At 64.4% G+C, this 25,493-nt stretch carries 23 protein-coding genes and 3 pseudogenes; 13 read left to right on the forward strand and 13 right to left on the reverse strand.

Features of this window, described 5'->3' with window-relative positions; all coding sequences use genetic code 11:
- Window positions 1–896 precede the first annotated feature (896 nt).
- Entirely contained in the window at window positions 897–1,931 is a 1,035-nt protein-coding gene (locus G0Q01_RS14085) for a toprim domain-containing protein (RefSeq protein ID WP_164213536.1), read from the forward strand.
- Between the two features lie 707 nt (window positions 1,932–2,638).
- On the opposite strand, the gene G0Q01_RS14090 is transcribed toward G0Q01_RS14085, so the two are convergent.
- Entirely contained in the window at window positions 2,639–2,968 is a 330-nt protein-coding gene (locus G0Q01_RS14090; protein WP_164197524.1) for a helix-turn-helix transcriptional regulator, read from the reverse strand.
- An 11-nt stretch (window positions 2,969–2,979) separates the two neighbouring features.
- Entirely contained in the window at window positions 2,980–3,231 is a 252-nt protein-coding gene (locus tag G0Q01_RS14095) for a type II toxin-antitoxin system RelE/ParE family toxin (protein ID WP_164213537.1), read from the reverse strand.
- A 629-nt stretch (window positions 3,232–3,860) separates the two neighbouring features.
- Here G0Q01_RS14095 and G0Q01_RS26590 point away from each other — a divergent pair.
- The 4 genes and pseudogenes from G0Q01_RS26590 to G0Q01_RS14110 all read left to right on the forward strand — a co-directional run bounded on the left by G0Q01_RS26590 (window position 3,861) and on the right by G0Q01_RS14110 (window position 7,036).
- The gene (locus G0Q01_RS26590) at window positions 3,861–4,031 is read left to right on the forward strand and encodes a hypothetical protein (protein ID WP_203595025.1); all 171 of its coding nucleotides are present in this window, start codon (window positions 3,861–3,863) and stop codon (window positions 4,029–4,031) included.
- A gap of 287 nt (window positions 4,032–4,318) precedes the next feature.
- Window positions 4,319–4,420 (forward strand): annotated as a pseudogene (locus G0Q01_RS14100) (IS5/IS1182 family transposase); the annotation flags it as partial.
- Window positions 4,421–4,601: 181 nt separating this feature from the next.
- Window positions 4,602–6,731 (forward strand): VCBS repeat-containing protein, encoded by a 2,130-nt coding sequence (locus G0Q01_RS14105; protein WP_164213538.1) that lies wholly within the window; start codon window positions 4,602–4,604, stop codon window positions 6,729–6,731.
- Window positions 6,732–6,820: 89 nt separating this feature from the next.
- A complete protein-coding gene (locus G0Q01_RS14110; protein ID WP_164197522.1) occupies window positions 6,821–7,036 on the forward strand; it encodes a hypothetical protein in 216 nt (71 codons plus the stop codon).
- Window positions 7,037–7,399: 363 nt separating this feature from the next.
- On the opposite strand, the pseudogene G0Q01_RS14115 reads toward G0Q01_RS14110, so the two are convergent.
- From G0Q01_RS14115 to G0Q01_RS14130, 4 genes and pseudogenes are all read right to left on the reverse strand, one after another.
- Window positions 7,400–7,597, reverse strand: a pseudogene (locus G0Q01_RS14115) (heparan-alpha-glucosaminide N-acetyltransferase domain-containing protein); the annotation flags it as partial.
- A 329-nt stretch (window positions 7,598–7,926) separates the two neighbouring features.
- Window positions 7,927–8,949, reverse strand: coding sequence for a siderophore-interacting protein (locus G0Q01_RS14120; protein WP_164213539.1), 1,023 nt, complete (start codon window positions 8,947–8,949; stop codon window positions 7,927–7,929).
- The gene (locus G0Q01_RS14125; RefSeq protein WP_164213540.1) at window positions 8,942–10,153 is read right to left on the reverse strand and encodes an MFS transporter; all 1,212 of its coding nucleotides are present in this window, start codon (window positions 10,151–10,153) and stop codon (window positions 8,942–8,944) included. Before G0Q01_RS14125 ends, G0Q01_RS14120 begins: the two co-directional genes overlap by 8 nt.
- The gene (locus G0Q01_RS14130) at window positions 10,153–12,261 is read right to left on the reverse strand and encodes a TonB-dependent siderophore receptor (RefSeq protein WP_164213541.1); all 2,109 of its coding nucleotides are present in this window, start codon (window positions 12,259–12,261) and stop codon (window positions 10,153–10,155) included. The genes G0Q01_RS14125 and G0Q01_RS14130 overlap by 1 nt, the downstream gene beginning before the upstream one ends.
- A 542-nt stretch (window positions 12,262–12,803) precedes the next feature.
- Between G0Q01_RS14130 and G0Q01_RS14135 the strand changes: the two genes are divergently transcribed.
- Entirely contained in the window at window positions 12,804–13,295 is a 492-nt protein-coding gene (locus tag G0Q01_RS14135) for a hypothetical protein (protein WP_235940147.1), read from the forward strand.
- Window positions 13,296–13,536: 241 nt separating this feature from the next.
- Here G0Q01_RS14135 and G0Q01_RS14140 read toward each other — a convergent pair whose 3' ends face one another.
- Window positions 13,537–13,887, reverse strand: a complete 351-nt coding sequence (locus G0Q01_RS14140) for an EthD domain-containing protein (protein WP_164197779.1) — start codon at window positions 13,885–13,887, stop codon at window positions 13,537–13,539.
- A gap of 12 nt (window positions 13,888–13,899) precedes the next feature.
- On the reverse strand, window positions 13,900–14,721 hold the full coding sequence (locus G0Q01_RS14145; protein WP_203595026.1) for an antibiotic biosynthesis monooxygenase: 822 nt from the start codon (window positions 14,719–14,721) through the stop codon (window positions 13,900–13,902).
- A 332-nt stretch (window positions 14,722–15,053) separates the two neighbouring features.
- Between G0Q01_RS14145 and G0Q01_RS14150 the strand changes: the two genes are divergently transcribed.
- Together G0Q01_RS14150 and G0Q01_RS14155 are read left to right on the forward strand one after the other, a co-directional pair.
- Window positions 15,054–15,299 (forward strand): BrnT family toxin, encoded by a 246-nt coding sequence (locus tag G0Q01_RS14150; protein ID WP_164213542.1) that lies wholly within the window; start codon window positions 15,054–15,056, stop codon window positions 15,297–15,299.
- Entirely contained in the window at window positions 15,296–15,589 is a 294-nt protein-coding gene (locus G0Q01_RS14155) for a BrnA antitoxin family protein (protein ID WP_203595027.1), read from the forward strand. Before G0Q01_RS14150 ends, G0Q01_RS14155 begins: the two co-directional genes overlap by 4 nt.
- A 271-nt stretch (window positions 15,590–15,860) precedes the next feature.
- Here G0Q01_RS14155 and G0Q01_RS14160 read toward each other — a convergent pair whose 3' ends face one another.
- The 4 genes and pseudogenes from G0Q01_RS14160 to G0Q01_RS27350 form a co-directional block, all read right to left on the reverse strand.
- Entirely contained in the window at window positions 15,861–16,022 is a 162-nt protein-coding gene (locus tag G0Q01_RS14160; RefSeq protein ID WP_164213543.1) for a hypothetical protein, read from the reverse strand.
- A 670-nt stretch (window positions 16,023–16,692) separates the two neighbouring features.
- Window positions 16,693–17,838, reverse strand: coding sequence for an HPP family protein (locus G0Q01_RS14165; RefSeq protein WP_164213544.1), 1,146 nt, complete (start codon window positions 17,836–17,838; stop codon window positions 16,693–16,695).
- A 53-nt stretch (window positions 17,839–17,891) separates the two neighbouring features.
- Window positions 17,892–18,470 (reverse strand): annotated as a pseudogene (locus G0Q01_RS14170) (sulfite exporter TauE/SafE family protein); the annotation flags it as partial.
- Window positions 18,471–18,485: 15 nt separating this feature from the next.
- The gene (locus G0Q01_RS27350) at window positions 18,486–18,647 is read right to left on the reverse strand and encodes a hypothetical protein (protein ID WP_370526738.1); all 162 of its coding nucleotides are present in this window, start codon (window positions 18,645–18,647) and stop codon (window positions 18,486–18,488) included.
- Window positions 18,648–18,737: 90 nt separating this feature from the next.
- On the opposite strand from G0Q01_RS27350, the gene G0Q01_RS14175 reads away from it, so the two are divergent.
- Window positions 18,738–19,463: a FadR/GntR family transcriptional regulator gene (locus G0Q01_RS14175; protein ID WP_164213545.1), complete on the forward strand. Its 726-nt coding sequence runs from the start codon at window positions 18,738–18,740 to the stop codon at window positions 19,461–19,463.
- 579 nt (window positions 19,464–20,042) lie between these two features.
- Here the strand turns inward: G0Q01_RS14175 and G0Q01_RS14180 are convergent.
- Window positions 20,043–20,735, reverse strand: coding sequence for a GntR family transcriptional regulator (locus G0Q01_RS14180; RefSeq protein WP_235940149.1), 693 nt, complete (start codon window positions 20,733–20,735; stop codon window positions 20,043–20,045).
- Window positions 20,736–20,911: 176 nt separating this feature from the next.
- Between G0Q01_RS14180 and G0Q01_RS14185 the strand changes: the two genes are divergently transcribed.
- From G0Q01_RS14185 to G0Q01_RS14200, 4 genes are all read left to right on the forward strand, one after another.
- On the forward strand, window positions 20,912–22,312 hold the full coding sequence (locus G0Q01_RS14185; protein ID WP_164213546.1) for an NAD(P)H-dependent oxidoreductase: 1,401 nt from the start codon (window positions 20,912–20,914) through the stop codon (window positions 22,310–22,312).
- Between the two features lie 74 nt (window positions 22,313–22,386).
- Window positions 22,387–23,349 carry a tripartite tricarboxylate transporter substrate binding protein gene (locus tag G0Q01_RS14190; RefSeq protein ID WP_164213547.1) on the forward strand — a complete coding sequence of 321 codons (963 nt, stop codon included), beginning with the start codon at window positions 22,387–22,389 and terminating at the stop codon, window positions 23,347–23,349.
- Between the two features lie 103 nt (window positions 23,350–23,452).
- On the forward strand, window positions 23,453–23,953 hold the full coding sequence (locus tag G0Q01_RS14195; RefSeq protein WP_164196807.1) for a tripartite tricarboxylate transporter TctB family protein: 501 nt from the start codon (window positions 23,453–23,455) through the stop codon (window positions 23,951–23,953).
- A gap of 24 nt (window positions 23,954–23,977) precedes the next feature.
- Window positions 23,978–25,477 (forward strand): tripartite tricarboxylate transporter permease, encoded by a 1,500-nt coding sequence (locus G0Q01_RS14200; RefSeq protein ID WP_164213548.1) that lies wholly within the window; start codon window positions 23,978–23,980, stop codon window positions 25,475–25,477.
- The last annotated feature ends 16 nt before the right edge of the window (window positions 25,478–25,493 follow it).

Below are 25,493 nucleotides of genomic sequence, written 5' to 3' on the forward strand. Positions count from 1 at the left end.
AGGCCGGCGATCCCGCGACACCGATCCTCAGCCCAAGTGGGTATCTGCGCGCCATGACGAGGCGACATGAGGAGGGCACGCTCAACATCGTTGGCGGGCTCATCGGGCTGTCGATGCGCCAGAATGCCGAGTAGTCGCGGGGCCGGTGCGATGCGACAGGGCGATTATGGCGCCGTCCTTCCGGGGGGACCGCGCGCGCTCGAGAGGTTGGGCTCCGCGCACAGCGAAAAGGCGCGTAAGTGGCAGAAAACGCGCGCAATTGCGCCTGAGACGTGGAGCAGGTAGCCGCACAATCGTCAAACTTCCCTAGGGTTAAGCAAATTCCCGCTCAGGTTGAGCCCTTCGCATTGCAGTCAACGTGCAAGCTCCTGTTACTTCCCGCATGGCGCGACCGAGTGCGCCGCAGAAGACGGCAGGCCGCGTGTTGGTGGGGTCCGCCGGGAAAGGGAAAGCAATGAACCAATTCAACCACTCCGCCTATGAACAGGAGATTGGATCGGTCGAGGAGGAACCTCGACAACGGACGCGACTTGAGACCCTCGGCAAGGCAGGCCTCCTCTGGGCCGACCCGCCGGTGCCGAAGAAGCAGGTAGTCGCGGAGACGGGCCTCGACGCACGAGAGTTGCGCCGCCTCTTCGGCAGGAGACGTCGCCCGCCCGTGTGTGACCTTTAGCTAGGCCGGTATCCTCGATGCAGTTCCTTCGCGCGCCAGCTCGCCGCCAGAGCGCGCGAACAGTTTGCGGAACAACGCCTCGGAAACGCTTCGGCCGTCGTCGATTTGGGGCGGGCCGGCAGGCGATAGCGGATTTTCCAGGGGTCGGATTTTTGCACCCCCTCAGGGGCTTCCAGATTCGTTGCGCCCGGGAAATACGCGGCATGCATAGAGTGATTTTGCCATGACTACCGAAACTCAGGACCTCCTGCGCGAGCTGGCCCAGAACGCAGAAAGCGTGTGTCGGCACTATCTCTCCGCCGGGCGGCGCGAAGGCGGGTACTGGCTGGTCGGGGACTTGGAGAACACGCCCGGGCGCTCGCTCTACGTGCGCCTCACCGGGCCCGATGAAGGCAAGGGCGCCCGCGGCCGCTGGACCGACGGCGCGACCGGGGAATACGGTGATTTGCTCGACATCATCAAGGCGCGGACCGGGATCGCCCGGTTTCCCGATCTTCTGGGGGAGGTCCGTGCACATCTCGGGCGCCCCATGCCGGTGGCGCACCCGAGCACGCCCCGCAAGCGCAAGAGCCCATCCGGCAAACGGACATCCGCCAAGCGCCTCTATGAGGCGTCGGTTCCGCTTTCCGGGAGTCTTGCAGAAACCTACCTCCAGCGCCGCGGCATCACCCGCGCGCCGTCCGCATCGGCCCTGCGCTTTCATCCGCGCTGCTGGCATCGCGATCACGACGAGGCCGCGTCCAGGCCGCGTCCCGCGCTGATCGCGGCGGTGACCGACAGGGCAGGGCGCCTTCGCGGAGTACATCGCACCTGGCTGGCAGAGGATGGGTCGGACAAGGCGCCCGTCGAGGTGCAACGCCGGGCCATGGGGGAACTTCTGGGCAATGCCGTAAAGATCGACGGCCCGGGCGAGTGCCTTGCGATCGGCGAAGGTCTCGAGACCATGCTGTCGCTGCGCGAGGCCCTCCCGGGCCTTCCGGTCTGGGCTGCGCTTTCGGCTGCGCACCTCGGCGCCGTCGATCTGCCCGAAGGGATCCGCCAGCTCTACATCGCGCGAGATTTCGACGATGCCGGGCAGGCCGCGGCAGACAAGCTGAGCGCGCGAGCCAAGGACGCAGGTATCGCGGTTTCGGTGCTCGAGCCCCGCCTTGGGGATTTCAACGATGACCTGCGAGAGGATGGCTTAGCCGCGCTGCGGCAGCGGCTTCTTGGTCAGCTCGAGCGCGCCGATTTGGTGCGGATGGCGCTCAAGAGTTGAGAGCGCTACTTCATGCCCCGCACCCTATCGGTCGCCGGACATCTGAAAATTGGTGGCGGGGCGATGCCTGGGGCGTGCGAGCGCACCGGGCCGTGCAACGACGGAGAGCTCTTCGCCTCGGGCGCAGGCATCGGCTAGCCAGGCATTGGCTGGCATCCGAGGTGAGCGCGACGCGGGCATATGAGGTATGGGGCCCCTCTTCTCGGGCAACGGGTGCAAAGATCGCCTTGAGATTATGCTCCGAGGCGCGCTCGTTGGCATGTTGCGCAGGTTTTGACGCCATGTCGATGTCTACGATGGGAGTGGGTCACCAGCTTGCCGGAGACCGTTGGGTTGCCCGCGCAGGTGGCTAGCCAGGCAGCCCTTGGTTGTTCAGTACCTCGTGAGCGGTTGGTCGGCTGCAGGAAATGCGCTGACGACCCTTCGCGGCGTCGAGCCGATCAATGCGCGACGATCCCACCACGGCATGTCGATCCCGTCGGGGCGAATAGGGACCTAACGCGGGGCCGGACTCTCGGGTCTCATGTCCGAAGTATGTGGTAATCTTCGGACATGGCGGAATCTGGATCCACTGCGACCTTGCCCAATCAGATTCTTGACCGGATCGGCGCCGAACCTGCCAAGATTTAGACGCCGGGAGATTTCGCAGGAGCAAACCGGCATTCTGTAAGTGACGCCGGGCACGACGCCAGCGCTCTTCTATTCCCTCAGATCAGATCGTCCACGGTGACGGACAGCGCAGCGGCGAGCCTTTTGAGAGCATCTAGAGAGCCGTTCTTTCTGCCAGTTTCGATCTCGGCCACGGTCACGCGATGCACTCCCGCGCGAGACGCGAGCTCCGCTTGAGTCAGGCCACGGAGTTCGCGGAACACGCGCAAGGGGCTTTCGCCTTCGATGATGCGAGCAACAGCATCCGAAGGGATGCTCTCTCCGCCATCGGCCTTCGCGCGATCAAACGCCGCAATATCTTCAAGGTCGTCTCTGGCTTCGATGAGCGCTTCGTATTCTGTGCGGGGGATAGTGATCATCTCATTCATGTTAACCTCCGTCAGTCATACACGCCGCCACGCGGCCCAATTTTCAGTACGTCTAGCACCTCGCCCTGATCGTCCATGATCACTCTCCAGTCGCCCACACGCAGCCGGATGCCTTCGCGGCCTTTCAGGGATTTGACGTTGTTCGACAACGCTTCGGGATCGGTCGCGTAGAGTTCCACCTTTTCGGTAATCCGCTTCGCCTCGTTGCGCGGCATTTTGCGGAGCGTGCGAAGGGCGGCGCTCCTGTAGGTGATCGTCTTCATGGATGTAGCTTTACGCTACATTTCGCCCTATTGCAAGGAGCATTGTAGCGGACGGCTACAAGGGGGCAGGCCAACCCAGAAAATGGACCCAGCGTACTAGTCAGGGGGAAAGCTGGCACACGCCTAATGACGCTAGATCGCGGCCCTCTTGGAGGCCGTGCTAGCTCGAATACGTTCCGAGGACAGCCAGCGGGCGGCCGGTCTTCTTGCAGGGGCAGCGCGGCCCGGCGCGACTGACCGCGCAGATCGACGTCCCTCATGAGCACGAGTTGGGGCCAGGGTGAGCACGGCACGCTGAAGGGCTCTGGGGAAAGCCGATATTGGACCGGCGTGCGGGACGGCTGCTGATCCAACCATTCGTTGCACGCCGTGCTCAAGAGCGACCTAGAGGCGAAATGTCGCAGCCTCCATGACGTAGGGTGAGTGGGGTCCCGGGTGATGCAGAAATGCGACATATGTGGCGGATAATTGACACTCTCAACTCGCTTGGCCGGGATGGCCATTTGTGCTAGAAGCTTTCTTCCGTCGGCCGCTTCGCCGGCACCCCACACATCCAGAATGCTTTGCAGGACGATGATTTCGCCCCTGTGCGGAGCTTTGCGTGGGCGAACAAATAGGAGAACACCAACATGGGCATTTTTACCCGCGAACAATCTCAGGCGGTCGAAAAGCTTCTCGAGTGCGGCCTGTCCGATTTCGACATCGCTCGGAAGGTCTCTGCTAGAGGCGAAGACCCAGAAATCCTCATCGATGCTGTCGGCACTGTCCGTGAACGTCGACAGGCAGGCGACTCTCTCTGAGCCTTTCTCACAAGACATCCGAAAGCCCGCCAGGTCTCGTCTAGCGGGCTTCTTTGTGTCTGCAGAGATGCGTGAATGCAGCGTTTATCTGATTGAAGGGGTCGGAAACTGCATCTGCCGCATCTGCGGCGGGTGGTACTTCCGGGGGTTACCTGCTGTCCCCTACGGGGCTGCATAATCCTGAGTGATAGTGCCCCGCGGCGTGGTGTAGGAAGCCGCGAGCGTCGCTGATCGCGAGGCTGGCGGGAGGGGGTATCCACGCCATCAGTTCTTGGTGGAAATCAACTGCCAGGCTTGTCGCAACCCGCTACGACAAGACGGCGGAGAGCTTTCTCGGCTTCATAGATATCACGTCGATCCGCCTCTGCCTCCGTCATTTTTCAACATGACCTAACCGCCATGGCCGATCATGGAAGCAAGCCGGCCTGCCGCTCCGGGTCACGGCTGGAGCGGAGTAAAAAAGGGTGCCAAGCCGGTGACGCGAATTGACGTCAGGGTAACCCTGCGGCATTCTTTGTGCACATTTATTTATCAGTTTTGAGTCGCTCATCTATTCTCAGGGAGGCTTAAATGCCCACTATATATTCCACGCCCTCTATATTCGAATTTCCGGATTTCAGTCCGCTCGCCAAGATTTTCGGCGCCGGCCGCACCGAGGCGGAAGACCTATCGATCGGCAGCGGGTTTATGGTCAAGTCAAACCCCCACCCGTCAGCCGGCCAATACCTCGAGGCGAACGCGGCGCAGTCGCAGGCCGGCGGGGTCTTTGCGGGGGCGACGGGCTATTACAATCTGACACTGGGCTATTTCGACGAGACCGATGGCACGTCCTTCATGGAAATCCTGGTCAATGGCGCGGTCGTCGCGGCCTTTGACTGGGGGGCCCCCGACGGCAGCCAGATCGTCACAGCTGCCGCCAAGCGGGAATATCTGGTCGAGGGTCTGCATCTGGGCTCTGGAGACATCATCGAGTTGCGAGGCGCGCGGGACGGCGGCGAGCCGCTGCGTACCGACTACATCGACATAAGTCCGGGCGAGGACCCAGGTCCTGCGTCCAACTTCAGCCTCGAGGCCGAGGATCTGGCCGTCCTTTCGGGATTTGAGGTAGTGCGCAACGGCGCAGCCTCGGCCAGCCATGTGCTGCAGCAATCTGGCGGCGGCACGGCGCGGGCCTGCTACACGATGGAGCAGACCGGCATCTTCGATCTGACGCTGGGCTATTTCGACGAGAACGACGGCATCTCGGAGCTCTGGGTGACGGTGAACGGGGCAGAGGTCGCGCGGTTCCTCTGGGACGGCACCAGCGGCTCGAACTTGGCGAACAAGGCGAGTCTGACGGAATACCTGATCCCGGATCTCAGCCTGAAGGCGGGCGACGTGATCGAGCTCTCGGGACAGGGTGACGGCGGCGAGCCGTTGCGGCTCGACTATCTTGACTTCGCCGTCCGCGCAGCGGCTCCGGCTCCGCCACCGGACCTGTGGTTCGAGGATCACGACTACGTGGTGGTGGCGCTGAACGACGGGGCGGGCAATTTCACCGAGGTGGTGACCGACATCGCGACCGACGTCTATTACCTTCCGGGCCAGCCCGACATCGCCCGCGGCGGCGCCTCGATCATGAGCGCTGACTTGAACGGCGACGGGCTGAACGACTTCATCAAGGTTAGCCACGCGGTCACCGAGTTGCCGGATTTGCCGCCCGCGACCATCGATCTGCCGTTCTCTTTTACCGTGACGACGGAGGTCTATCTCAACGACGGGGCGGCGGGCTTTGACCTGGCGGCCACCTCGCAGGAGAAGATCGACCTCGACCTCCAAGAATATGCGTATGACGGAGTAGAACTGCCAGATGATCTCTTCAAGGCTTATGCCGCCGGCGACATCGACGGGGATGGCGACATCGACTACTTCGCCACCAGCTTCGCCGGAGAGACGCTCTTCGTGATGGAGAACGACGGCGCGAACAGTTTCTCGGTTCAGGCGACGACGGTTTTCGAGCTTGGGGCCACCCGCAACGATGCACGGATCGCCGATATGAACGGTGACGGGTTGCTCGATGCGATCGTAACCACAGGGCTCGATCTTAACCGGCTCGATGTACTGATCAATGACGGCACGGGAACGATGGTCCCAATGGGCGGCGACTCCCCGAGCGAGGGGCCGACGGGGAACCCGCAGGCGGTGGATCTGGACGGAGACGGCGATCTCGACGTGCTGCACACCGCAGCGGGCGAGAGCTACGGCATCTATGGATATCTCAACGACGGCAGCGGGGGCAAAGCGATAGGTGGACCCATTCTCGCCCCGTCCGACGGCACGACTGGGACCGCCATAGGCGCCGATCTCGACGGTGACGGCGATATCGAGATGATCACCGGCTCGCACAGCGACGACTATTCGGGCGAATTGCCGGGACTTCGCGTCTTCGACATCGTGGTGGGCGACACCCTGGCATCGTTCGAGGAGGTCTATTATAATCCTAACATCGTCGGCAACGTACTGGCGCCGGCGGATTACGACGGTGACGGCGACATCGACATGCTGATCATCTCGGATGGCTTCCGGATGCTTGAGAACGACGGCACCGGGGCCTTCAGCCTCGGCGACGAGGTGATCCCGCCTTTCGCGACCTCGGAATATTCCTGGGTGCCGCGGGTACAGACCGGTTACTTCCAAATGGTCGACGAGATGGTGTTCTGACCGCCCTCAGCCCGGCGCGACATCGAGGTGGGCGGTAAAGCTCCGCAGGTTTTGCCCGCACCGGCCATTTCGGCGGCCGGTGCACTGCGATGCATACCGTGGGGCTCGAGGGCCTTGTGCCCGGGCACGCGATCCGCACCGCGTTCCTCTGCGGCGACGTACCCTGGCATCTGCACGGTTTCTGGCTCAGTCAGCTCAACAAACCTTCCGAGCACCTTCGGCCGATCTTGAAGGGTCTCAAGTCCCCAAACTGCAAGAAGGTTGACCTCGTGGCATGGACTATTGGCGAGGCGGTGACGGAGTGAAAAGCAAGTGGTGTGATCTCTGCATCAGGTTGCTCAGACCTATGCACTCCCGGCCCGTCGCCGTTGTTTTCGACGGATGTATCTGGATACAAATTATCAGTCAGATCGTACCTCTGTGGAGTCCAGTATATGCGATTCCGACTTGCGCTTATTGCCGCCTCTGTTTTCCTGTCGGCACCAGTAGCCGCCATGGACTTCATTCTCGGAGGAACTGACCAGAGGGCGGATGATGCAAGCTGGATCCAGGCAGACAGGCCGGTTCGGCGTGCGATCTCTCGGATCGGTAGCTTTTCTCGCAAGGCCATGCGGCGGTTGACGTTCAACAGCCTCATGTGGATCACTCCGGAATTCCCCGCTGCAAGCTGCGTGAGCAAGTGCTATTCCCGATAGAAATGGCCTGAGCCAAGGGACCAAGTGCAGGAAATCCAGTGCCGGTGGCACCTGTGCGGAGAGTCCGGTCCATGCCAGCCAAGGAGATTGGAAAACCGTCGCGACCTCGGCGTTACCAAGCCAGAGAATGACGAGTGCAAAGTCCGCACTGACGGACGAGGGCGCGCGCAGAAAACAAGCACGGGCTCATGACCCTTCAAGGTGCCGCTGAACAGGTGGAAGCTTGGAGTGGAGAGCACAATGATGAAGGACCGCACGGGGCCATCAGTAACAAGGTCCCGGCTGACCTAGACAAATCAGCTCCCGAAACCAACCCATGGCAGGACACTTCGACTGACCCTTCGGGCGCCGCTCCGCGCGGCGCCCGTCCCCAATCTAGGCGCTGGCTAGTCACCAGGTTCGTCGCCCCTAAGCGCGGAGGAGAGGCACGAAACGAATTTGACGGGTCATCTCCGCCGAGATGAGAAGCCTCTCCTTAGGCGGCGCGCGGCCGCGGGCTTTTATGTCTTCTGCCAGAAGGCCGAGATATAGGCGTCTTTCGTACGCCGGCCCGAGGCTCGCCAGGCGGAGCGAACTGATGTGGCCAGCTCCCGCTCTCCCGCGAACCAGAGGAAGATATCCTGATCCTCGGTCATCGCGGCCTTCGCGTCCTGTCCCATATCCTCACGACGTGCCGGCGCGGCATAATCGATCTGCAGCCGCGGATGATCGGGCAGAGGATAGGCCGCGCCGGCGGCGTCGGTGTAGAGCGTGATGTGTCCGGTTGCCTCTGGGTTGGCCTCGAGAATGCGGGCGATCGCTGGGAAGGCGGTTTCATCCGCGAAGCCCCGCAGTTCGCCCGACACCACGCATCCGCCTCCGCCCGGTGCCATGACGAGCACCTCCTGCCCGGGCCGTGCCGTCCGTGCCCATTGCGTCGCGCGCCCCGCCGCGTGCTCGAAGAGATCAAAGCAGAGCTTCCCGCTGGCCGCATCAACTGCACGCGCGGTGTAGACCGGAAGGTGCAGCCTGTCCTCGCCCTTGGGCCACTCGGTCGCGCCGTTCTGCGCGACACTCGGCCAGCGCGCCACGCGGCCCTCTGGCGGGATGCCGAGACGGAAATGGATCGCCGTGTCGGTGAAGCGCGCCACGTCGCCCTGCAGCATCACCCGAAGGAAGCCACCCGCGAGCGGCGCGACGCTGAGCACCGTCATGATCACGGCGTTCGCGGGCAGACGCCCCTCCGTCGGCGCATCGCGCCAGCGGATTGCGTCCGCGACCTTCGGGTCCACCGCGGCGATCTGCGCCACGATCGTGTCCTTCAGCACCTGCAGATACTCCGCATGCGGTGCCCGGATCTCGACCTCGAGCCCCTCGGCACCCGGCAGAACACTGATCCGGCCATAATAGGTGTCGAGCGATAGGCCCTCTGCGTCGTCCTGCGACACGGGCAGGTCATGCTCGCGGGCCAGCGCGAGCGCGGCCTGTCGGAGCGGCGCGAAGGCGAGGCCGAGAGGGGCGGTACGGGCGGTGATCTCAGGCATGCGACCTAGCTTTCTGTCCGGCGACGCGCCAGATCATCGGCAGCGCGGCGAGCGAGAGCGCGCAGGCGAGGCCGAAGAAGAAGCCATAACCGAGATGCTCCGCAAGAAAGCCTGCGGCGGTCCCGGCGACCATCGAGATCGCGGCATCCATGCATTGAAACAGGGTGAAATCGACGCCACCCTGACGCGGATCGGACCAGCGCATGAACTGTCCGTAAAGCGCGACGAAGCCGAACGCCATCACGGCGGCGCTTACCACCATCGCGGGCGGTGCCACCGTGGCCGCCGGCAGGATCACGTCGCCGGCCGAAAGCGCCACGACCGCGAGGATCGCCGATTGAAGCGCCACGGCGCCGACCAGAACGCTCCGCGCCCCGAAGCGGCGCACGAAGGCCCCGCCAAGCATCGCCCCGAGAAAGCCCAGTGTCAGGCTGCCGACTCCGCTCAGGATGCCGAGCTGCGCCAGATCGTAGCCGGCATCGATGAAGAATGGGCCGAACATGCCGATCGCGGTCTTCTGCGCCACCACGTATAGCGCAGCGATCAACAGACCCTTGCGGACCTCTGGGCGCTCGAGCGCTGCTCTGAGGCTCGGTGTATGCGTGCGGGGCTGGGGCCTCGGGCTGCGGGCAATGTGCGCGAAGGGCAGACAAAGCACCGCAATGACCAGCGCCATGGCCCAGGTGGCGCTGAGCCATCCGGCGCGGTTCACGAGGATGAGAAAGACGCCGCCGCCGATGGCCGAGCCGAGATAGGCGCCACCGACCTGCGCGGCATTGCCCCAGCCATAGCGCGTGTTCTGCAACGCCGCGACGGCATAGCCGTCGCAGACGATGTCGACGGTGGCGGTCGCGAAGGCTGCCAGCATCAGGATGCCGAGAACCGGCAGCACCGGGAACGGGCCGATGAGCCCGACCGCCAGCAGCGCGACGGTCACCACTGCTGCGCCGCACAGCACGATCATCGCGGACCGGTCGCGCCCGCCATCGGGCAGGCGGAACCGTTCCACCGGAGGCGCCCAGAGGAACTTCAGCGCCCAAGGCAGCACCAGCAGCGAGAGCAGCCCGATCTGGTCGAGCGGCAGCTCCTGCGCCCGCAGGACACCGGGCAGCCCGGTCCAGGTTACGCCGCCGATGACGCTTTGCGCCACGTAGACGCCACCGATGGTACCGATTACGCCCCAGTGTCCCCCTTGTCCGGACATCAGAAACGGTAGGCGATGCTGGCGGCCGCGGTGCGGCCCTCGAGGCGGTAGCAATAGCCCGCGCTGCAGGTCTGGTCGGTGCGGTCGAAGACGTTCTTGACGTTCACCTGCAGGCCCAGCCCGTCAATCCCAAGCTGGCCGAAATCGTAGGACAGCGACAGGTCCGCGAGGAACAGGTCGTCGTTGCGGAAGCTGTTGGTATCGTCGCCCCAGCTTTCGCCGACATAGCGCAGACCGCCGCCGAAGCCCCAGCCCGCGAGCGCGCCGGCGCTCGGCTCGTAGAAGGCCCAGAGCGAGGCGGTGTGTTTGGGGGTTGCCGAGAGTTGGTTGCCCTCGGTACCCGAGGCACCGCGCTCGATTTCCATATCGAGATAGGTGTAGGCAGCGGTCATCCGCAGATCGTTTTCGAAATTAAACTGCCCCTCGAGCTCGACCCCGCGCGAGCGCAGATCATACGGCACCTGCACCTGGTTGAGCCCGCCGAACTCCGTCGGATCGACGGTCTGGAACACCACGCCGTCTTCCTGCTGGATGTCGAAGAGCGAGGCGGTGATCAGGCTTTCGGTGTTGGGCAGCTGGTACTTGAAGCCGATCTCCTTCTGAACACCGCGGGTGGGATCGCCCGGGCGTCCGCTGTTCGGCGCATCGGCCCCGTCGAAGACCAGCCCGGTCGTCGGCACGAAGCTGCTCGACAGGTTGGCGAAGAGTGACAGGTCGTCATTGACGGCATAGCTGACCCCGATTCGGCCTGAGAAGCCCTCGTCGGACTTGTCGGTGCCGGTCTTCACAGCATCGTACGTGGTGGTCTCGACCCAGTCGTAGCGCCCGCTGAGGAAGACCGTCCAGTCGCCGCTCTTGATCTGGTCGTGCAGGTAGACGCCGAGCTGTTCGCTCTCCTGCCCGACGGAATAGGGCTGGTCGATCGCGTCGGTCGCGTCCGCCGAGACATAGCCCACGCCGCCGTAATAGGCGTCATAGGAGGCATCGCTGTAGTCGAGCCCGGTCACCAGCGTGTGGTTCAAAGCGCCCGTCGTGAAGAACGCCTCGACGCTGGTGTCGACGGCGAAGGTCTCGGAGTCCTCGAGATAGTGTCCCCAGTAGCGGCCAAGGTCGGGGGTCGCAGCGTAAAGCCCGCTGAACTCGAGATCGGCATCGACCTCGGAGTAGCGCAGGTTCTGGCGCAGGGTCACGCTGTCGGTCAGCTCGTGTTCGATCTCGTACCCGAGGCGCCATTGCTCGTTGTCGAAATCGTTGTAATCGGGATCGCCGGCGTAGATGTCGGACGCCTCGCCATAGGATGAGTTATAGTAGGCAGCCGTGCCGCCGCGCGTGGATTTGGCGTATTCCCCGAGCAGAGTCACGCTGGTGCGCTCGGTGAGCTGGTAGGTCAGGGCGGGCGCGATCATCGAGAGGTCGTCGCGGTAGCCGTCGAGCGGCGTTTCGGCGTCGCGCAGCACCCCGGTCAGCCGGTAGCTGAGGCGGCCATCCCCGACCGGTCCGGTAAAGTCGAATGCGAGCTCCTTTTGCCCCTCGGTTCCGAAGGTCAGTTGCACCTCGCGGAACGGATCCTGCTTGGGCCGCTTCGACACGATATTGACGATGCCACCCGAGCCGCTGACGCCATACATCGACGACGACGGCCCCTTGAGAACCGAGACCGCCTCGAAGCTGTAGGGGTAGTTCTGGTACCACGCCGACGGGCCGTTCACCTGCCGCAGCCCGTCGCGGAACAGGCCGGTGTAGTACGACGAGAAGCCACGCAGGTAGATCGCGTCGTAGCGGCTGTCGAAGCCAAAATTGGTGGTGCTGGCGCCGGAGGTATAGCCGAGCGCATCGAGCAGCGTGCGCGGCTCCTGGTCCTCCATCTGATCCTGCGTCACCGTGCTGATGTTCTGCGGAATGTCGCGGATCGCCGTATCGGTGCGCGTTGCCTGCCGGCCACTCTCGGCAACATAGCCGTTCTGAACAAGCGTATCGTCGCTTTCCGCCTCGAGCACGAGGGTCCCAAGATCAACCCCGGCGCTATCCTGCGCCATGGCGCTCGTCGCGAGAAGTGTGGTCCACGCCGCTCCAAGACCGGCGAGCAGGGCAATTCGAGAAACAACCATGGGAGCCTCCATCCTGGTGGCCCTGGCTGTTTCATGGCTGAGGCATCCTTACTCGCTTCTTGACAGTTTTTATCGGATAACTTCAATCCACCTGCCCAGATGACGACCTATTGAGGCAAGGCGTTTGTATCTTTGTGGCAACAGGTCGTTCGCAGGGGGGCTCTGGCCCGCCGTTCCGTTTCCCAAGCGGCGCGATCGGTAGCGGGCCGCCGAACTTCCGGCATGCGCGGCAAGATGACCAATCGCGCTGATGACTTTAAGGCGCGTCTTGGCGTCCGACGTAGCGCCGTGACCGAACCGCCATAGGCTCTCGATTTAATAGCGCGCCATCATATCCATGACTTGGGGCAGGTGACGCGCAGGGGGCGGGGAGGGGCTTGCCATTCCCAAGTCGTTTTGTCAGGAAGCCGTGGAGCGCCAGCCGGTTCCCGCCATGCAAGCCCGACCTCATGTGCATCGACTTGCAGGAGACCGGATCGGCCGGCCTCCCGCCTTTTCGAGCCGCGTGGGGGCCGTCCGATCCCGCATGTGAAAGGCTTGCCATGATATTCCCCGAACGCCCGAGCCGACGCTGCGAACCGATCCGTCCGCAGCACGATCTGCGCGGGGCCGCGACGCTCGATCCGGCTCTTCATTGCGTGCTGACCATCGCGCGGCTTCAGTTCCAGAGCTTTGCCACGCCCGAAAGCGAAGGCTGGACCTGCGCGCTGCCCCATGCCGACCGGCTGTTCGGGCGCGAGGTTGCGCCGGGGCTCGTCTGCGGGGTCCAGCGCGCCGTGCAGGAAATGCGGCTCGCCCGGAAGAGCGTCTTCGAGTTCTCGAACCCGGGGTGCCGCCGTTGCGCGGCGCGGATCAGCGGCCATGAGCGCCTGCTTCTGAACATCGTGCGCGCCATGATGTGCGGGCGACCGCAGGATGCCGAGGCCCATGCCATGTTGCTGTGCGAAGGCAATGACACCAGCGCCTTCCTTGCAGAGGTCTCGTCGCTGGCAATGGGCCTGCGGTCGCTGCGCCCGGCGGTCATCGACCTGTAAGGCGGCAACGCGGACTCACTCGTCTTAGGGCCCGGTTCCCGCGACAGGGCCTGGGCGCTAAGGGTCTGAGCTGTCGGGCCCTAGACCACCAAGACACCGCGAACGCCTGCGAGAGGGGGATAGCGTCTCCGGCGCAGCGGGTTGATTAAGGGTGTGTCCGCAAACCGTGTTGGTCCGCTATGCGGGACAGAGCGGAGGTTCTCCTTTCTCCGCTCCCCGCATTACACGACCCGTACTCCTGCTAACTTCTCTCCTCGATGATATCGGTCTGCACACCTACCAGGATTAGCGTGTTATCATGGTCAAGAAAGGTCTTCTCGTCCGGAAACACCTTCCGCTTGTAGGTCTCGGACCCGAGCACAGCCCTCATGCCTGCGGGGCTGTCGAACCAGATCTCGGCGGTGCCGTCGAAGTTGGCCTGCGGGACGGGAAAGTCGCCCACGGCCGGGTGGGTCTGGATGTAGCGCAGCACATGGGTCTGCGCTTCGGGGATCGAGCGGAACAGCGGACCATGCGTTTCGCGATGGTGGCGCACGAAAGTGGCGTGGTCGATCTTGGGCTTGCGCTTGAGCAGCATCGTCATCTTGATCATTGCAGCGGTCCTTCAGGGTTTTGGAGTCCAGCGGGGGGCCGGGGCGTCCGCGGGCAGGTCGATACCGCCGGGATAGGTCAGCAATTCGAACAGCGTGCCCCAGGGCGCGCGGCCATAGATGCCTGCGTTGCCCTCCTTGTCCTCGTTGTTGGCCAGCGGATGCGGGCCCTTCAGCAGCATGCCGCCGGCGCGGGTAAAGGCCGCGCAGGCCGCGTCGATGTCGTCAACGTAAAGGCCGAGGTGCGTGAGCCCCATGTCCTGGAGGCAAGCAGGGTCGGACTGGGCCCCGTCCTTCATTCGGAAAAGTTCCAGGCACGGCCCGTTGCCGATCCGCAGCAGGCGCATGTGGGTGATCCGCGTGCCGGGGGCAAGACCAAGCTCTGCCTGCGGCCCTTCGCCTTCCATGTCCGGCCCGTCCGCGGGCAGCACATCGTAAAGCGTGACGGCTCCGAAAGCTTCGGCAAGGAAGCGGGTCGCCGCATCAATGTCGGGGACGGTGAGGCCCGCATGATCGACGCCACGCACACCCTGGGCCGCGAACGTCTCCTCGGCTAAGCGGGTAAGGTCGGTCACGGTCGACGCACCTCCGGTCACCACTTCAGAAAGTGCCGCGTTAAATTCTTGGGTGTGGGGCTGATCGAGATGCGCCTCGAAGGCTGCGTCGTCGCGGTACTCCTCGAGCATCACCACCGCACCGCCGTCTTCGGTGAAGGCCTCGAAGCGGATGTTGCCCGCCTCGCAGCGGACCTGTCCGACCAGTGTTTCGACCAGCGTTGCGAGCCTGTCGGCTTGTCCGGCCTTTGGCGTAGCCCTTGCGATCAGTGTGCGTGTCATGGGTGTCTCCTTATTGCGATGCCGCGCTGCGGCAGTCACAGGGGCAACCGTCGTAAAGCGAGGCGTGTTCCGGAAAATCCGGGAATGACGGGGTGATCGGGCTAGTTTTCCGGGAAAATTCATTCATGTGGAAAAAGGCGCTGAGCCCATGAAGTCGTGACGATCGACGCAGCCACGCGCAGCAATCGGAGATTGATCCCGGCGCATTACCTGCTCCGGCAGGCATGGCCAAGAGACTCCGACCCGGCGGCCACTCGTGGTCGCGATTTATTCGTTGGCGTGTCTTGGTTGTTGTAGATACATAAACTATATTGAGGATGTAGGGTGCGCTCATGATGATCGTCTGGGACGAGCCAAAGCGATTGGTCAATCTGGCCAAGCATGGGCTCGATTTTTCCGACTTGGACGAGGCGTTCTTTCTGTCCTCGTTGGTCGTTCCGGCGAAGGAAAACCGTCAAATCGCGATCGGAAGGCTTGCGGATGGAACCATCGCAGTCGTTTTCGCTATTCTGGGAAGCGAGGGCGTTTCGGTCATCTCGATGCGCCCTTCAAGCCGGAGGGAAAGGGAACTTCTATGACCAAGAAGCCACTTAGTGAAGCCGAGGTGCAAGCTATGATCGCCAGCGATCCCGATGCTCCCGAGGCAACGGATGCGCAGCTCGCGCAGGCAAAGCCCTTCACCGAAGCATTTCCGGCGCTGGCCGAGAAGATGCGCAAGAGTGCAGGCGGGCGTCCGAAGGCGGCGAACCCGAAGGTCGCGATCTCCTTGCGCCTGGATCCTGAAGTCGTGGCGCGCTTCAAGGCAGATGGCCCGGGGTGGCAGACGCGGATGAACGAGGCATTGCGACACGCTGCCGGGCTTAGCTGAGCGTTTATTCGGCGCCATGGGCATCTTGCATGCCCTGCGGGCCGGGACATACCAATGTCTGCGGGTGTCTATGCGAGCAGTTCTTTGCCAGCGTAGGTGCGATGTGGACCAACAAGGAAAAGGTGAAGCTCTCCGGGGTGGGCAATCCGGAAATTCCGGGTGCCGACGGCCGCCGCGGTGTCGCGGATGTTGTCGCCTTGGGCAATCCCGATCCGACAATCCCGGCGCTTGCAAGGCGTAAAGCTGCGACAAGCAAGATCGACAGGCATCGTCACTTTGGCCCGGGTTCTTGCCTCGCATCGACGCGTTCACGGCCGTCGGGCGAGGTCTTCGGATCCACGTGCTCGAGAAAGTACAGCCGGGCCTTCTCGGTGAGCCCGTACCGGCTGATGTAATCCGCGAGCACGTCGCTCAAGGAGACTGCATTGTCCATACGGTTTGTCCTCCCTTTCGGCTGAGCATGCAGTAGAGGGATGAACAGAGAGTTAAATGCGCGATAGGTGTCGAGGTATTTCTGTGCCGTCTTCAGCGAGGCAACCCAAGATCACTCTCGTCGGCGTGTGCATCGGAGGCAGCACGGTTCTGTTGAGACGGCGCGAACGTCAATGTGAGGGTGTAAGCTGGATGCGGGAGTGCGGCGACCCCAAGGGAGGAGGAGAGGGGCCGCCGCTGAAATGCGGGGCTCAGGGAGGAGGAGAGAGCCCGGCAAATTCCGCCAGCACAGTTTCGTGCTGTGATGGCTAGTTAGGAATTGCCGCGGCTCAGCGCAAGCTTCCCTGGCGCAAAGCTGTCCTGCGCAAGATGCATGGGAGTTTCGGTGCCTACCATGCTGATATTACTCGAGCTTCGGCCGCGGGCTCGAAACCTTGCGTACCGGCCCCGCTCGCGATCAGCCTGTCTGTTCGGATCGCGGACGCGGACCCGGTTGACGGGTATGCGGCATACGCATGCTGCTTCTTATTGAGAAGTTTCCATTTCGCCCATAGATGGGGCGCTGGGTTCGGATTTGAGCTGAAAAGCTCACCTTTCCCTACCTCCCTGTTGGACTTCGGCCGAGCTTGTCTCGGCCATTTTTTTGTCTGGAGGCTATTCCTGCGGCGATCTCAGCGGTGCCGCAGCGCCTGACGCGCCAGCGCGGCGATCAGGTCGGTGCGCGTGACGATGCCGACGATGCGTCCGCGCTCCAGCACCGGGATGGCATCGACGTCCCCATCCGCCATCATCGGCAGCAGCGCGGCGACAGGGGAGGCGCGCGTCGCGCGCGGGCCGGCGACCTTCATGATGTCCGAGGCGGTCACCGGCGTCTCGCGGCCTAGATCGACGAGCCGCCGGAAGGCGGGCAGGAAGCCCCGCTCAAGCCGCTGCGCATCCTCGCGGGCGCGCGTGATCAGGTGGATCTGGAAGATCACTCCAAGAAACCTTTGCTCGGGCCCGACCACGGGCAGCGAGGTGAACCGATGCCGCCGGAACAGGTCCGCGACCTCGGCGAGGCTCGTGCCGCCACCAACAGTGATCAGATCGCGTGACATGATGTCTTCGGCATTGAGCGGGCCTGCGTGGTGGCTCGCGGCTTGCAGTTCGGCAGCGCCGATGAGCCGCGCCAGATCCTCGACCCCCAGGTTGAACGACTGCCGGTATCGCTCCAGCAGCCCGGAAAGTTCAGCTTCCGAGAGCCCGAGGCGCTCGGAGGGATCGCGGTCCCCGGTTCCGTGCCGGCTGGGGGCTTCGAACTGCCGGAACGGGTAGTGCCGCCCGGTGAGCTTTGCGTAGAGCGCGGCGAGGACGACCAGCGCGCCGGTGCCCGCGGCGATCGGGGTCAGGGCGAACCAGAAGCCGAGATGGTCGATGGCCTCGGGGCTCATGGCGGCGGTCATCGCCACCGCACCCGCCGGCGGATGCACCGCGCGGCAGAGGATCGTCGCGGTGATCGCGAGGCCCACGGCGAGCGCGATGCGTAACGCCGGATCTGCGACCAGAAGGCAGGTCGCAACGCCCACCAGCGCCGCCACGGTATTGCCGACGATGGCGGACCAAGGCTGGGCGAGGGGGCTGTTGGGCACCGCGAAGAGCAGCACCGAGGTCGCGCCGAAGGGCGCGACGAGATAGAGCCCGAGGCTCAGGTCCACTTGCGGCGAGAGCAGGAAGAGCCCGGTGACGCCGAGCCCGAGCAGCGCGCCGACGCCAGCGCGGAGCGCCTCGCGGAGGGAAACGCGCGCCACGGCGGGACCGAGGGAACGGAGAATCTGCATGGAGGATTGCCTTCTGTGCCTGCCGCGCAAAAATTCAGCATTTCGTGAAAAGTTCAACCATAGGCCTGCGCGAAGAAGACGATGGTGGTGACCAGCCCGACGGTGACGATGAAGGTCCGCAGCAGCGAGAGGTCCTGCACCTTGCGGGCCATATGCGCGCCAACGTAGCCGCCTGCGGCGCAGCCAAGGCCGGTGACGACCAGCGCGCTCCAGTCGATCGGCCCGGCAAGGCTATAGGTGACGACCGAGACAGCCGACAGCACCAGCGAGGCCAGCGTCTTCAGCCCGTTCATTTGGTGCAGGTCGCTCATGCCGATGAGCCCGAAGGCGGCCAGCAGCAGGATCCCGAGCCCGCCGTTGAAATAGCCGCCATAGATCGAGACGAGCAGCAGCAGCGTCAGCGAGAGGGCATCGGGCATGTGACGCCCCGAGGCGAGCAACCCGCGCAGCAGCGCGGGACCGGTGGCAAAGGCCAGCGTGGCGATCAGCAGCAGCCAGGGAATTACGCCGGAAAACAGGTCCTCGGGGGTGACCAGCAGCAGCAGCGCGCCGAGGACCCCGCCAAGGACGGAGGTGGTGACCAGCGCGCGCAGGCTTGGCCCGTCGCCTGCCTGGATATCGCGGTGATAGGCCCAAGTGCTTCCGGCTTAGCCGGGCAGGGCGGCGAAAGTGGCGGTGGCATTGGCTATGATCGGCGGTACGCCGACCCAGACCAGCGCGGGAAAGGTCAGGAAGGTGCCGCCGCCTGCGATGGCATTGAGCGCCCCCGCGCCGAAACCGGCAAGGGCAAGGATGGTCGTGGTCAGCATTTGGGTCCTCCTCTAGAGAGGCGAGGTGTTGCATGGGGGCAGATTGGCCTGCAAATTGGTCTGGCTGTCGGACGAAGGGGGAGCCATGGCATGGCATCGAAGCGGGGGCAGGTGGTCCTTTTGGATTTGCGCCGGCTGGTGGCTGGTCTGGCCACCGAGGTCGGCGCGCGCCTGGCGCCCGAGCGCGAGCTTGCGGGTCAGCTCGGCTGCAGCCGCGAGACGCTGCGCGGCGCGTTGCAGGTACTCGAGCGCGAGGGGGAGATCTGGCGGCATGTCGGGCAGGGCACCTTCTGCGGTCCGCGGCCACTCGGCCATCCGATCCCCGAGCAGATCATCGTACAGGGCGCCTCGCCGATGCAGCTCATGCAGGCGCGGCAGACAATCGAGCCTTCGGTGGCCGCCGAGGCGGCGCGGCTCGCCACTGCAGAGCAGGCCGCCCATCTGGCGGACCTGGCGCGGCGTGGCCGCAGCGCGCGTACGCGGCCGGAGAGCGAGCAGCTCGACGCGGCCTTCCATCGGGGCATCGCGGAGGTGACCGGCAACCCGATCCTGCTGGGGCTTCTGGATTATCTTGCGGGGGTGCGACGTCACGCGGCCTGGCAGCGCGAGTGGGAGCTGACCTATCGCAAACTTGGTGTCAGCGAGTTCACCCAGCGCCACACCGCCCAGCACGAGGCCATTGCGGCGGCGATATCATTGCGCGATCCGGACCGCGCGGCGGCGGCGATGCAAGCGCATCTTGATACTATATCGACGGCAATGCGGGGCGCCGGGCTGCCGGGGCTGGGCGCGAAGGGCTGGGCGCCGCGGACATGAACGGCAAAGAAGCGCCCATACGGGAGCGGGGGCGCACGAGTTCGCCAGCCTCCTTCGTGCCGCAAGAAGATCGCGATTGGCACTATAGGAGGACTCCCACGATGGTCGAGTACACCCGGACGTTCGCGATGGTTGCGACAGTTATTGCCCTTGGCGCCTGTGCCCAAGACCCGCAGATTCAACCGCTGACCAAAGGCTTCGTCGTAGGCCGCTTTTCCTGAAGCGATGCGGCCGTGGGGGCTTGCAGGGCCAAGCTGGCGGCGAAAACCTCCGACAGGCTGAAGGTCGTTGGATCGCAGGCCGCGAGTGCAAGAAGCGCGGTCTACGTGCGGATCGGTCCGAGCGGCGCCCACTGGCGCTGCCTGATGGGCTCAGATGGCAGCAAGCCGAGCGTCAGCTTCATGGGTTATGGTGGGATGGGGTGACGGTAGGGGACGACGGGGCATACTTCCTAAAGCCTCGGCGAAGTGATCGGCGCGCGCGTTTCGCCGGCAAACCGTGATCTGATCTTCGCCGTGGAGTCGCCCTGGTCATTGACGACAGAGGTCCCGACTGGGGCGGCCGTTCTGCTTTCGGCACTCAAGCCGTTTGTCCTGATTGTGCGGTTGCCTTGAGCTCCAGCTCCCGGCGCGCTGAGCGCCAGCCCGAGAGGTGGTGTGACCGAAGGATTTCGCGCAGCAAGGCGCCCTCGCGGCGCTTCAACGCGTCCAGAATCTGCTCGTGTTCCCGGACAGCGCGGGCCCAGCGGTCTGCGTCACGATTGCCGACAAAGCGGAATCGGCGGATGCGAGCGGATTCACTGGCGTAGACGCGACTGAGTGCTGGATTGCGCGCGGCGTCGACGATCTTCTGATGGATCGTCTGGTTGTAGTTGAAATAGTTCATCAGCTCGCCAGCGCGCCAAGCCTCGGTCATTTTTTCCTGCAGCTCGGTCAGCTCACTCAGGTCGGCGTCTGTTGCATGCAATGCCGCGCGTTCTGCCGCAATGCTTTCTAGCCCGATCAGCACCTCGATCGAAGCCTCAACATCCTCTGTCGATAGGGTGACCACCGTCGCGCCTGCGTTCGGGCGAATTGAGATAAGCCCTTCTCCTTCGAGGATTTTGAACGCCTCGCGCAGGGGGGTGCGGGAGATGTTGAGCTTTTCGACAAGGATGCGTTCGTTGATGCGGCTGCCTGGCTCCAGCTCTCCGCTGGTGATCATGTCACGCACCTGCTGGGTCACGAATGCGGATCGCGTGCCGCGCGGCGGCTCGGCTTGCTGGTCTCTCATGCTCTCCTCCGATTGCATGCAAAAATAGGCATAGTGCGACGGAAAGGGGAAGATATCGTTTGACGATCGCTATATTGCATGCAACAGATGTGGAAATCGACTGAAATCGCACTCCAAAAGGTCGATTTTTGCCATTTTGCATGCAACTGGCGGGTCGATCCCGGCAGGAGGAAAGAATGAACCACCACAGCTACTTCGATCGTGGGACGCGCAGTGTCGAGTGCTGCATCATCGGCACCGGCGGTTTCGGCCGCAGCTTTCTGGCGCAGGGGCTGGTGGTTCCCGGCCTGTCCGTGCGCGTTGCTGTCGATCGCGAGAGCGCCATCGCGGTGGAGAGCCTGCGGTCGGTCGGAATTGCCGAGGAGGATATCCGCGCCTGCAGCGACGCCGCCGAGGCGCGGCGCGCCTGGGACGAAGGTGCCTATATCGCCGCCGGGGATTTCGCCACCGTTGCGGATCTGCCGGTCTCGGTCGTGGTCGAGGCCACGGGCGCGCCCGAGGTGGGCGCACGCCATGCGCGCCTGGCGATCGAGAAGGGCCGTCACGTGGCCCTGGTGTCGAAAGAGGTCGACAGCGTGATCGGGCCGGGGCTGGCGGCCATGGCCCGGGAGCGCGGGGTTATCGTCTCTCCGGTGGATGGCGACCAGCCGAGCCTGCTGATCGGTCTAATAACCTGGGCCGAGGTGCTTGGGCTGGAGATCGTGTCTGCCGGAAAGTCGAGCGAATATGATTTCGTCTATGACCGCGACGCAGGGACCATGAGCGTGGACGGCCGTGTCGTCGAAGTTCCGACCTTCGCCGGGCTGGAACGGCTGGGCGATGCCGATTGCGCGGAGATGGTCGCGCGCCGCGCCGCCGCGACCGCCATGCTGCCGCAGCGCGCCGTTCCCGACCTGTGCGAGATGACGCTTGTCGCGAACGCCTGCGGCATGTCGCCTGACCGCCCGGATCTGCATTGCCCGATCGCCCGCATCGACGAGGTCGCGTCGATCCTGTGTGAGGCGGGCCAGGGGGGGCTGCTGTCGCGGGCCGGGGTGCTGGACGTCTTCCACTGCCTGCGCGAGCCGGGCGAGATCAGCTTTGCCGGCGGTGTGTTCGTCGTCGTGCGCTGCATCCACGACGAGACCTGGGATCTGCTGCGCGGCAAGGGGCACCTTGTCAGCCGCACGGGTCAGACCGCGATGATCTTCATCCCGCGGCACCTGCTGGGCATGGAGGCCGCGACGACGGTCTTCGAGATCGGGCTCAGGGGCGTGTCCTCGGGCGCCGAGCAGCCCGTGCACCAGGTCGATCTCGTGGCGCATGCCGACCGAGACTTCCCCGCGGGGACGCATCTGGCTATGGGCGGGCACCACCATTCGATCGAGGGCGTCTCGTCGCGGATGCTGCCCGGCGTGGCGCTGGACCCGCAGGCGCCCGCGCCGTTCTACCTTGCGTCGAACGCGACTCTGGCCCGCGACGTGCGGGCCGGAGAGCTGATCCGCATGGGCGATCTGCAGCTTGACCCGGACAGCGAGTTGCTGCGCCTGCGCAAGGACCAGGACCGGCGCTTTGCACGCGAAAGGCTTTCGGCCTGAGCGCCTTGTGACTGCGTTCCGGTGCCGCCATGCCGGAGCGGGGAAAGAGACATTCAAACCCAAGGGAGGAAACCATGGACTTCACTTATCGGACTATCGCACTCGCGGCCGCGGCCGCGGCCGCGGTCACGCTCGCAGCCGGATCGGTGGCGGCGAAGGACAGCTACAAGCCGTCGAAGATCACCGCCTTCGTCGCAGCGGGCGCGGGGGGCGGCACCGACAACTTCGCGCGCACCGTGCAGCCGATGCTGGAGGAGCGTCTCGGCGCCAATGTGACCATCGTCAACCTGCCCGCCGCCTCAGGGGCGATCGCGCACCAGCGCACGGCGACCGCCGCGCCGGACGGGCAGTCCATCGAGTTCGCCTCCTCGACGCTGATCACCAGCCGCGCCGCGGGTCAGAACCCGATCGGGCTCGACATGCTGACGCCGGTCGCGCGCATGCAGTCCGATGTCCTGATGCTGGTGGTGAATCCCGAGAAGTACGAGAGCTTCGAGGCCTTCATGGCCGCTGCCGACGCGAACCCCGGCACGCTGATCATCGGCGGCACCCATGCCGCCAGCGTCGACCGGATGGCCTTTCTGGGGCTGAACGAGGCGGCGGGACTCGACCTGAGCTTCATTCCCTATGACAACAAGGGCGCGGCCTCGGCCAACCTGCTGAGCGGCAACATCGACGGCATGTTCAATGAGATCAGTGCCATCCAGGGCTACATGGAGTCGGGCGAGATGATCCCGGTTCTGGCGCTGGCCGAAGAGCGGCTCGAGGCTTATCCCAACATTCCAACCACGATGGAGAACGGCTGGGACCTGACCTTCGGGAACGAACGCGGCATCTTCATCAATGCCAAGACCCCGCCCGAGACCATCGCAGCGATCGAGGCGGTCTTCGAGGATATCTTCAACTCCGAGCCCTATCAGGCCTACGCCGCGCGCACCTTCCTTGACGTGCGCCCTGGCTGGCTGGGCAGCGACGAATACCGCGCGGAGCTTGAAAAGAACCTCGCATTCTTCGAAGAGCTTCTGGCCGACTACTGATCCGCGCCGGCGCCCGTCACGGCGGGCGCCAGCACCGGATCGGAGCGGGATCACCCGGGCGGCGCGCCGATGCGCGCGCCGAAGGCCTCAGACGGGGTTTGCCATGACGACACGATTGTACACTTTCACCGCGGTCGCGTTTCTTGCCGGCCTCTACTTCCTGCGGCATGCGCTGCAGTTCCCGGGTAGCCACGAGGTGTCCACCCTCGTCGGCCCGCGGACCTGGCCGCTCGGCGTCCTGGTGCTGATGCTGGCGCTGGTCGTCGCGATGGCCGGGCTGCTCCGGGCGCGCGGCCCCGGACAGTTCACCGGCGAGACCGACGAGGAGCTTGCGGATCTGCCGCAGGACGCGCCGGACGAGGCGGTGGTGCGCGACAAGGTCACCGGACAGCGCTGGCGGCATCTGGTCATCCTCGGGCTGACGCTGGGCTACACGCTGGTGATGAGTCTGACCGGCTACCTGATCGCCACCGGGCTCTTTGCCTTCGGTGCCACCATGGTGCTGGGCGAACGCCGGCCGCTGCGGATCGTACTCAACACCGCCGTCGCCGTGCTGATCGTCAGCGAGGTCTTTGATCGCCTGCTCAACATTCCACTTCCGTGATGGACGCCTGAAAGGACATACGACATGCTTAGCGACCTGATGGGCGGCTTCGGCGTCGTCCTGCAGCCGATGAACCTGCTGATTCTGGCCTCGGCCGTGCTGATCGGCTTCGTCGGCGGCGCGCTTCCCGGGATCAGCGGGGTGATCCTGGTGGTGATCCTGCTGCCAGTCACCTATTCGATGGAGCCCACCGGCGCCTTTATGCTGCTGACGGCGATCTACGCCTCGAGCGTCTTCTCGGGTCTGATCACCGCGATCCTCTACCGCGCGCCGGGCACCCCCGAGGCGGTGATGACCGCCATCGACGGCTACCCGATGACCCAGAAGGGCGAGGCCGGCAAGGCGCTCGGCATCGGCATCCTGTCGTCGGCGGTGGGTGGCATGTTCGGCACCATCGTGCTCATCGTCGCGACGCCGCTGCTGGCGGGCATCGCGCTGAAGTTCTCGTCACCCGAGTTCTTTGCCCTTGCGGTGCTGGGACTGACGGTCGTGGCTTCGCTGGGTGGCAACCTGATCATGGGCGTCATCGGCGTCTGCATCGGGCTGATCATCGCCTCGGTCGGGCTCGACCCGCTGACCGGCACCGAGCGCTTCACCTTCGGCAACCTGGAACTGATGAGCGGCATCAACCTGATCCCGGTGATTATCGGCCTTTTTGCCATCTCCGAGGTGCTCAAGCGCAGCCAGGAGGGCGACATCCACCTCTCGACGAAGAGTTTCCGGATCCGGATCTTCGACTGGCCGATCCTCCGCCAGATCCGCGGCGCGATCCTTCGCTCGTCGCTCCTTGGCACCGCGATCGGCATTCTGCCGGGCATCGGCGCCTCGACCGCGGCGATGGTGGCCTACAGCGAAACCGTGCGCTGGTCGAAGGACCGCAGCCGTTTCGGCCGCGGCGCCCCCGAGGGCGTCGCCGCCCCCGAGGCCGCCAACAATGCCGCCGCTATGGGGGCGCTGGTGCCGCTCTTTGCGCTCGGGATCCCGGGCTCGGGCACGACGGCGGTGATCCTCGGCGCCTTCATCGTGCACGGGCTGACCCCGGGGCCGACCTTCATGAGCGGCAATACCGACCTGATCTACGCGGTCTTCGTCGGCCTTCTGATCGTCAACGTGCTAATTCTCATCTTCTCCAAGCCGTTCATCGCGGTTCTGTCGAAGCTGCTCGACGTGCCTTATTCGGTGCTTGGTCCGATCATCGTGATCTGCTGCGTCGTCGGCACCTACTCGGTGCAGAACTCGATGATGGATGTCTGGCTGATGCTGGGCTTCGGCCTTGCGGGCTTCCTGCTCGAGAAAATCGGCTTCCCGCTGGTCGCGATCATCCTCGGCGTGGTGCTCGGCCCGATCGCCGAGAGCGAGCTGCGCCGCTCTCTGGCCATGTCGCGGGGTGACTGGTCGGTGTTCCTGGAGCGTCCGATCAGCGCGGTGCTGCTGGCGGTCGCGGTGCTGCTGCTGGTGTTCACCGTGATCATGCCGATGATCCGTCGTCACCGCGAGAGCCGCGCGCAGACCCGCGACGCCTGACCTGCGGGCATGGGCC

It is taken from the genome of Salipiger sp. PrR007 (assembly GCF_010499845.1).
GTDB classification, from domain to species: domain Bacteria; phylum Pseudomonadota; class Alphaproteobacteria; order Rhodobacterales; family Rhodobacteraceae; genus Salipiger; species Salipiger pacificus_A.

What these genes read in the sequence shown, in the direction of transcription:
- G0Q01_RS14085 (WP_164213536.1), top strand. Translation starts at nt 897, where the DNA reads ATGACTACCGAAACTCAGGACCTCCTGCGCGAGCTGGCCCAGAACGCA.
- G0Q01_RS14090 (WP_164197524.1), bottom strand. Translation starts at nt 2,968, where the DNA reads ATGAATGAGATGATCACTATCCCCCGCACAGAATACGAAGCGCTCATC.
- G0Q01_RS14095 (WP_164213537.1), bottom strand. Translation starts at nt 3,231, where the DNA reads ATGAAGACGATCACCTACAGGAGCGCCGCCCTTCGCACGCTCCGCAAA.
- G0Q01_RS26590 (WP_203595025.1), top strand. Translation starts at nt 3,861, where the DNA reads ATGGGCATTTTTACCCGCGAACAATCTCAGGCGGTCGAAAAGCTTCTC.
- G0Q01_RS14105 (WP_164213538.1), top strand. Translation starts at nt 4,602, where the DNA reads ATGCCCACTATATATTCCACGCCCTCTATATTCGAATTTCCGGATTTC.
- G0Q01_RS14110 (WP_164197522.1), top strand. Translation starts at nt 6,821, where the DNA reads ATGCATACCGTGGGGCTCGAGGGCCTTGTGCCCGGGCACGCGATCCGC.
- G0Q01_RS14120 (WP_164213539.1), bottom strand. Translation starts at nt 8,949, where the DNA reads ATGCCTGAGATCACCGCCCGTACCGCCCCTCTCGGCCTCGCCTTCGCG.
- G0Q01_RS14125 (WP_164213540.1), bottom strand. Translation starts at nt 10,153, where the DNA reads ATGTCCGGACAAGGGGGACACTGGGGCGTAATCGGTACCATCGGTGGC.
- G0Q01_RS14130 (WP_164213541.1), bottom strand. Translation starts at nt 12,261, where the DNA reads ATGGTTGTTTCTCGAATTGCCCTGCTCGCCGGTCTTGGAGCGGCGTGG.
- G0Q01_RS14135 (WP_235940147.1), top strand. Translation starts at nt 12,804, where the DNA reads ATGATATTCCCCGAACGCCCGAGCCGACGCTGCGAACCGATCCGTCCG.
- G0Q01_RS14140 (WP_164197779.1), bottom strand. Translation starts at nt 13,887, where the DNA reads ATGATCAAGATGACGATGCTGCTCAAGCGCAAGCCCAAGATCGACCAC.
- G0Q01_RS14145 (WP_203595026.1), bottom strand. Translation starts at nt 14,721, where the DNA reads ATGACACGCACACTGATCGCAAGGGCTACGCCAAAGGCCGGACAAGCC.
- G0Q01_RS14150 (WP_164213542.1), top strand. Translation starts at nt 15,054, where the DNA reads ATGATGATCGTCTGGGACGAGCCAAAGCGATTGGTCAATCTGGCCAAG.
- G0Q01_RS14155 (WP_203595027.1), top strand. Translation starts at nt 15,296, where the DNA reads ATGACCAAGAAGCCACTTAGTGAAGCCGAGGTGCAAGCTATGATCGCC.
- G0Q01_RS14160 (WP_164213543.1), bottom strand. Translation starts at nt 16,022, where the DNA reads ATGGACAATGCAGTCTCCTTGAGCGACGTGCTCGCGGATTACATCAGC.
- G0Q01_RS14165 (WP_164213544.1), bottom strand. Translation starts at nt 17,838, where the DNA reads ATGCAGATTCTCCGTTCCCTCGGTCCCGCCGTGGCGCGCGTTTCCCTC.
- G0Q01_RS27350 (WP_370526738.1), bottom strand. Translation starts at nt 18,647, where the DNA reads ATGCTGACCACGACCATCCTTGCCCTTGCCGGTTTCGGCGCGGGGGCG.
- G0Q01_RS14175 (WP_164213545.1), top strand. Translation starts at nt 18,738, where the DNA reads ATGGCATCGAAGCGGGGGCAGGTGGTCCTTTTGGATTTGCGCCGGCTG.
- G0Q01_RS14180 (WP_235940149.1), bottom strand. Translation starts at nt 20,735, where the DNA reads ATGAGAGACCAGCAAGCCGAGCCGCCGCGCGGCACGCGATCCGCATTC.
- G0Q01_RS14185 (WP_164213546.1), top strand. Translation starts at nt 20,912, where the DNA reads ATGAACCACCACAGCTACTTCGATCGTGGGACGCGCAGTGTCGAGTGC.
- G0Q01_RS14190 (WP_164213547.1), top strand. Translation starts at nt 22,387, where the DNA reads ATGGACTTCACTTATCGGACTATCGCACTCGCGGCCGCGGCCGCGGCC.
- G0Q01_RS14195 (WP_164196807.1), top strand. Translation starts at nt 23,453, where the DNA reads ATGACGACACGATTGTACACTTTCACCGCGGTCGCGTTTCTTGCCGGC.
- G0Q01_RS14200 (WP_164213548.1), top strand. Translation starts at nt 23,978, where the DNA reads ATGCTTAGCGACCTGATGGGCGGCTTCGGCGTCGTCCTGCAGCCGATG.